This window comes from Mesorhizobium sp. CNPSo 4661 (genome assembly GCF_057784215.1).
In genome coordinates this window covers 1-5,976 of the sequence record NZ_JBWGIO010000058.1, presented here as the reverse complement: position 1 = coordinate 5,976, position 5,976 = coordinate 1, and the positions used below count along the sequence as shown (strand labels likewise).

Annotated in this window: 7 protein-coding genes; 1 reads left to right on the top strand and 6 read right to left on the bottom strand. The window is 62.9% G+C overall.

Annotated features, from left to right (window positions below; genetic code table 11):
- The 6 genes from AC0YKC_RS33740 to eno form a co-directional block, all read right to left on the bottom strand.
- Positions 1-771: biotin/lipoyl-containing protein (locus tag AC0YKC_RS33740; protein WP_488514207.1), on the bottom strand; the 771-nt coding region annotated here is incomplete at its 3' end.
- 3 nt (positions 772-774) lie between these two features.
- Positions 775-1,062 carry a hypothetical protein gene (locus AC0YKC_RS33735; protein ID WP_488514206.1) on the bottom strand — a complete coding sequence of 96 codons (288 nt, stop codon included), beginning with the start codon at positions 1,060-1,062 and terminating at the stop codon, positions 775-777.
- 12 nt (positions 1,063-1,074) lie between these two features.
- Positions 1,075-2,466 carry a pyruvate dehydrogenase complex E1 component subunit beta gene (locus tag AC0YKC_RS33730; RefSeq protein WP_434722599.1) on the bottom strand — a complete coding sequence of 464 codons (1,392 nt, stop codon included), beginning with the start codon at positions 2,464-2,466 and terminating at the stop codon, positions 1,075-1,077.
- 15 nt (positions 2,467-2,481) lie between these two features.
- Positions 2,482-3,519 (bottom strand): pyruvate dehydrogenase (acetyl-transferring) E1 component subunit alpha, encoded by a 1,038-nt coding sequence (gene pdhA, locus AC0YKC_RS33725; RefSeq protein WP_488514205.1) that lies wholly within the window; start codon positions 3,517-3,519, stop codon positions 2,482-2,484.
- A 175-nt stretch (positions 3,520-3,694) separates the two neighbouring features.
- A complete protein-coding gene (locus AC0YKC_RS33720) occupies positions 3,695-4,018 on the bottom strand; it encodes an FtsB family cell division protein (RefSeq protein ID WP_320297934.1) in 324 nt (107 codons plus the stop codon).
- 156 nt (positions 4,019-4,174) lie between these two features.
- Complete coding sequence (gene eno, locus AC0YKC_RS33715) at positions 4,175-5,449, bottom strand: phosphopyruvate hydratase (protein WP_320297935.1); 1,275 nt, start codon at positions 5,447-5,449, stop codon at positions 4,175-4,177.
- Between the two features lie 200 nt (positions 5,450-5,649).
- On the opposite strand from eno, the gene AC0YKC_RS33710 reads away from it, so the two are divergent.
- Positions 5,650-5,772 (top strand): hypothetical protein, encoded by a 123-nt coding sequence (locus AC0YKC_RS33710; protein ID WP_280952541.1) that lies wholly within the window; start codon positions 5,650-5,652, stop codon positions 5,770-5,772.
- Positions 5,773-5,976 lie beyond the last annotated feature (204 nt).

Here is a 5,976-nt window from a genome sequence, read left to right as displayed (position 1 = left end):
GAGCTCGCAGTCGAGCGTCAAATAGAAATGCGGGATGGTGGACTTCGCCTCGACGAGGCGCCGCGCAATCGTCTTGCGCATGTTGTCATGCGGCACGAGCTCATAGGAGCCTTCGGCGAACAGCTTCAGCACCTGGTCGTCCGACATCGGCTTCGGCGCGGGCGCCGGAGCGGACGGCGTGCCGGCGGGCGCCTTCGCAGCCGGCGCGGCCTTGGCGCCGCCGGAAGCGATCGCCGCCTCGACATCCACCTTCACCACGCGGCCATGCGGGCCGGAACCGGTCAGCGCCGTTACGTCGACGCCGGCATCCTTGGCGATGCGGCGGGCCAGCGGCGATGCGAAGACGCGATCACCGGCGGCGTGGCCGTTGGCGACGGGAGCAGGCTCGGCCTTGGCCGGCGCGGGCGCTGCGGCGGCTGCCGCCGGCTTGGGCGCTTCCTTAGGCGTTTCGGCTTTCGGAGCGTCCGCTTTCGGAGCTTCGGCCTTTGGCTCAGCGCCACCGCTCTTGGCCGCGGAGCCTGCATCCTCGCCCTCACCGGCCAGGATAGCGATCAGCGCGTTGACCTTGACGCCTTCGGTGCCGGCCGGAACCACCAGCTTGGCGACCGTGCCTTCATCGACGGCTTCGACTTCCATCGTCGCCTTGTCGGTCTCGATCTCGGCGATCACATCCCCGGGCGAAACCTTGTCGCCCTCCTTCACGAGCCATTTGGAAAGATTGCCCTCCTCCATGGTGGGCGAGAGCGCCGGCATGGTGATGTTGATTGGCATCGCTCACTCCTGAATGAATTTGAACAGGCCGCGCATGACGGTTAGCGTGGCGACGATAAAAACCGGTGGCAAGACCCCGAAATGGAAGCTGCTTTTGCTCATTTCGAGGCTCATCATGCCACCGCTCTGATCAACCTGTGCGGAACCAGTCGCAACAATTGCCAAGACGAGTGAGGCAGCACCGCTGAGCATCAGCAAAACCGCATCGAATTTCCCGGTCACTGAGCGCACAAAAAAGGCGACGGCAACGGTAGGGACAATGACGGCGGCCAGAACCCAGAGAGACGGCATCCGCTTGGTCTCCTAGCGATAGGTGACGGCTTTGACCGCTTCGACGACTTCGCCGACATTGGGCAAAGCCAGTTTTTCGAGGTTCGCCGCGTAAGGCATCGGCACGTCCTTGCCGGCGATGGTGATCACCGGCGCATCGAGGAAGTCGAAGGCGCGCTGCGAGACCTGGTTGGCGATGTGGTCGCCGACCGAGTTCTGCGGAAAACCTTCTTCCACCACCACGAGACGGTTGGTCTTCTTCACCGAAGCGATAATTGTGTCGAAGTCGAGCGGGCGGATGGTCCGCAGATCGATGATCTCGGCATCGATGCCCATGCCGCGCAGCTCGGCTTCTGCCTTGACCGCATAGGTCATGCCGATGCCGAAGGAGACGAGGGTAACGTCCTTGCCCTGCTTGTGGACACGCGCCTTGCCGATCGGCAGCACGAAATCGTCGAGCTTCGGCACGTCGAAGGAATGGCCGTAGAGGATCTCGTTTTCGAGGAAGATGACCGGGTTCGGGTCTCTGATCGCCGCCTTGAGCAGGCCCTTGGCGTCGGCGGCCGTGTAGGGCATCACCACCTTCAGGCCGGGGACATGGCTGTACCAGGCGGCATAGCATTGCGAGTGCTGGGCGGCGACGCGCGCCGCCGCACCGTTGGGACCGCGGAAGACGATCGGTGCGCCCATCTGGCCGCCGGACATGTAGAGGGTCTTGGCGGCCGAGTTGATGATCTGGTCGATCGCCTGCATGGCGAAATTGAAGGTCATGAATTCCACGATCGGCTTCAGCCCGGCCATTGCCGCGCCGACGCCGACACCGGCAAAACCATGCTCGGTGATCGGCGTGTCCACCACGCGGCGCGGTCCGAACTCCTGCAGCAACCCTTGCGTGATCTTGTAGGCGCCCTGGTACTCGGCGACCTCCTCGCCCATGACGAAGACATCGCCGTCGCGGCGCATTTCCTCGGCCATAGCGTCGCGGAGCGCTTCGCGTACCGTGGTGGAAACCATCTCGGTGCCGGCCGGAATGTCCGGGTCGGCCGCGATCTCCGTCTTCGGGGCTGCGGCGACAGGAGCGGCGGCCTCACTCTTGGCCGCGGCGGGTGCCGGGGCCGGCGCGGCTTCAGCCTTGGCAGGCTCTTCCTCGCCGATGCCCTCGCCAGCCTTGTCGACGTCCTCGCCGTCGACGGCAAGCACGGCGATGACCGCGTTGACCTTGACGCCTTCGCTGCCGGCCGGAACCACGATCTTGGCGAGCGTGCCCTCGTCGACCGCTTCGACCTCCATCGTCGCCTTGTCGGTCTCGATCTCGGCGATGACGTCACCGGCGACGATCTTGTCGCCTTCGTTCTTCAACCATTTGGAAAGATTGCCCTCTTCCATCGTCGGCGAGAGCGCGGGCATGAGAATTTCGATCGGCATGTCCTTGCCCTCTCCTTAGAGTACGATGTCGGTCCAGAGCTCGGACGGATCCGGCTCGGCGTCGTTCTGGGCGAATTCGGCGGCGTCGGCGACGATGTCGCGGACTTCCTTGTCGATGGTCTTGAGTTCGTCCTCGCTTGCCCACTTCTTGTCGAGCAGCCGCACCCGGACCTGCTCGATCGGGTCGTGCTCGGAGCGCATCTTCTGCACCTCCTCCTTGGAGCGGTATTTTGCGGGATCGGACATCGAATGGCCGCGATAGCGGTAGGTCTGCATCTCGAGGATCAGCGGCCCGTTGCCGGCTCGGCACCATTCGGTGGCGAGGTCGGCAGCCGACTTCACGGCGCGGACATCCATGCCGTCGACCTGGATGCCAGGAATCTTGAAGGAAGCGCCGCGATGCGAGAAGTCGGTCTCGGCCGACGAGCGCGACACGGACGTGCCCATGGCGTAGCGGTTGTTTTCGATGATGTAGATCACCGGCAGCTTCCACAGCGAGGCCATGTTGAAGCTTTCGTAGACCTGGCCCTGGTTGGCGGCGCCGTCGCCGAAATAGGTCAGCGAAACGTTCTTGTTTTCGCGGTAGCGATTGGCGAAGGCGAGACCGGTGCCGAGCGACACCTGCGCGCCGACGATGCCGTGGCCGCCATAGAAATGCTTCTCCTTGGAGAACATATGCATGGAGCCGCCCTTGCCCTTCGACAGGCCGCCGCGGCGGCCTGTGAGCTCGGCCATGACGCCGCGCGGCGACAGGTCCATCGCCAGCATATGGCCGTGGTCGCGATAGGCGGTGATCATCTGGTCGCCTTCGACCAGCGCCATCTTCATGCCGGTGACGACGGCCTCCTGGCCGATATAGAGGTGGCAGAAGCCGCCGATGAAGCCCATGCCGTAGAGCTGCCCGGCCTTCTCCTCGAAGCGGCGGATCAAGAGCATGTGCCGGTAGGCGGAAAGCTCTTCTTGCTTGGTGAACTCAGCGGGCTTGGGCGCTGACAGATTTGGCTGCTTGTCGGATCTGGATTTGGCGGGCGCTTTTTTGGCGGCGGTGGCCATGCGTCACTCCCTGTTGGCGTCTCTTCGCGGACATTCAGGGAGATCGATCGCCTCCCCACCGATTTGCGCGAGGCTAACACGCAAGAATGCATTGCGCCATGCTGAAAAATGCATGGCTGGCATGCATCTAAGCGATTAGAATCATTGAAAATAAAGATGATTAACCGAAGTTCGGTTATTTCGTCGGGGCGGGCAACATGATGGTGATTTCGTCGGGCTGGGACAGATTGAGCGCCTTTCGGGCCTGCTCGTCAAGCATATCCTTCTCCAGCGTGCCTTCATGCATCAGCTGGACCCGGCGCTCGAAGTCGATCCGGCGCGCCTTCACGGCATCGAGCTGGGCCTGCAGTTCGACCGTCCGGGCCTGCAGCCGATATTTGGAATAGATGCCGAATTCGCCGTGATAGGCATGGAAGCCGAAATAGGCCAGGAAGAGCACGCAAAGCGAGGGGATGATCAGCCTGCCGGTGTTTCTCTGCTTGTGCTGACGTGTCCACATGACCCGAACCCTCGCGGCCGCGAACGCAAGCGGCCATGAGTCGTATTTCGCCCGATTGTGCTTAATGGACGGTTACGGCGACCGGTTTGCAAGACTGCCGGAAACGAAAAAGGGCGGGAACGCCCCGCCCTTTCCATACTGTTCGAACAGGCTGGATCAGCCCTTGACCACCGACTTGCCGGCGTAGAGTGCCTGCTTGCCGAGTTCTTCCTCGATGCGGATGAGCTGGTTGTACTTGGCCATGCGGTCGGAGCGCGACAGGGAGCCGGTCTTGATCTGCCCGCAATTGGTGGCGACCGCGAGGTCGGCGATGGTCGAATCCTCGGTCTCGCCCGAGCGATGCGACATGACGGCGGTGTAGCCGGCCTTGTGCGCGGTCTCGACCGCGTCGAGCGTCTCGGTCAGCGAACCGATCTGGTTGACCTTGACCAGGATCGAATTGGCGACGCCCATGCGGATGCCGTCGCGCAGCCGCGCCGTGTTGGTGACGAAGAGATCGTCGCCGACAAGCTGCGTCTTCTTGCCGATCAGGTCGGTCAGGATCTTCCAGCCTTCCCAATCGTCCTCGGCAAGGCCGTCCTCGATGGTGATGATCGGATAGTCGGCAGCGAGCTTGGCAAGGTACTTGGCCTGCGCCTTCGGATCGCGGGTCTTCTTCTCGCCCTCATAGACGTAATTGCCGTCCTTGAAGAACTCGGTCGCCGCGCAATCGAGGCCGAGGGCCACGTCCTCGCCCGGCTTGAAGCCGGCCTTCTCGATCGATTCCATGATGAAATCGAGCGCCGAAGGCGCGCTCTTCAGGTTGGGAGCGAAACCGCCTTCGTCGCCGACATTGGTGTTGTGGCCGGCATCCTTGAGCTTCTTGCGCAGCGTGTGGAAGATCTCCGAGCCCCAGCGCACGCCGTCGCGCAGCGTCGGCGCGCCGATCGGCAGGATCATGAATTCCTGGAAGTCGATCGGGTTGTCGGCATGCGCGCCGCCATTGATGATGTTCATCATCGGCACCGGCAGGATATGCGCCTTGGTGCCGCCGACATAGCGGTAGAGCGGCAGGCCCGCGGCTTCCGCGGCGGCCTTGGCGACAGCCAGCGACACACCAAGGATGGCGTTGGCGCCGAGGCGGCTCTTGTTCGGCGTGCCGTCGAGCTCGATCATCGTCTGGTCGATATGGATCTGGTTCTCGGCTTCCATGCCGCCGATCGCCTCGAACAGCTCGCCGTTCACCGCCTCGACAGCGCGCTGAACGCCCTTACCGAGATAGCGCGGCCCGCCGTCCCGGACTTCGACCGCCTCATGCGCGCCGGTCGATGCGCCAGACGGCACGGCGGCGCGGCCCATGGAGCCATCCTCCAGCACCACGTCGACCTCGACGGTCGGATTGCCACGGCTGTCCAGGATTTCACGCCCGACAATGTCGATGATGGCGGTCATTTGCGATGTCCCCGATTGATCGATTGAAGCGTCGCGCCCCTCTTAGCCAAAGCGGAGCAAAAGGCAATCGGCGGGGCTGCAATTATTGCCGCGCCCAGGATTCACGAAGCGCAAATTTCTGTCATCATAAGTCATGCGCGTCGCGCGGCCCTCTCGTCTATGGTCGCGTTCGCGCGGGGCGAAACAGGAGGAGTTTCGCCATGTCCCAGTTGAGCGGTATTGTGAGTTTGTTCCTGATCGCGGCGGCGTTCCTGACGTCATGCGACGATCAGAAGCCCCAGCAGAGTTCGGTAGAACTATCGACCCTCCAAGCGGCGCAGTAGCGTCGAGGCGCAAAGGCCCCCGTTTCGCGGGGGCCTTTCGATTTCCACCTGTCGTTCAAGCGATCAGTGCCAATAGGGCTTCACATGGTAATATTGGAATGAAGCATCGCGGGCGGCTTCGCCGTCAGCGCCGGTGAGTTCCTCGATCGAATATGCGGGCGCGGCCTGGAGCTGCTCCTTGGTGAACGGCACGACGTAGCCGCC

What these genes read in the sequence shown, in the direction of transcription:
- AC0YKC_RS33735 (WP_488514206.1), bottom strand. Translation starts at nt 1,062, where the DNA reads ATGCCGTCTCTCTGGGTTCTGGCCGCCGTCATTGTCCCTACCGTTGCC.
- AC0YKC_RS33730 (WP_434722599.1), bottom strand. Translation starts at nt 2,466, where the DNA reads ATGCCGATCGAAATTCTCATGCCCGCGCTCTCGCCGACGATGGAAGAG.
- pdhA (WP_488514205.1), bottom strand. Translation starts at nt 3,519, where the DNA reads ATGGCCACCGCCGCCAAAAAAGCGCCCGCCAAATCCAGATCCGACAAG.
- AC0YKC_RS33720 (WP_320297934.1), bottom strand. Translation starts at nt 4,018, where the DNA reads ATGTGGACACGTCAGCACAAGCAGAGAAACACCGGCAGGCTGATCATC.
- eno (WP_320297935.1), bottom strand. Translation starts at nt 5,449, where the DNA reads ATGACCGCCATCATCGACATTGTCGGGCGTGAAATCCTGGACAGCCGT.
- AC0YKC_RS33710 (WP_280952541.1), top strand. Translation starts at nt 5,650, where the DNA reads ATGTCCCAGTTGAGCGGTATTGTGAGTTTGTTCCTGATCGCGGCGGCG.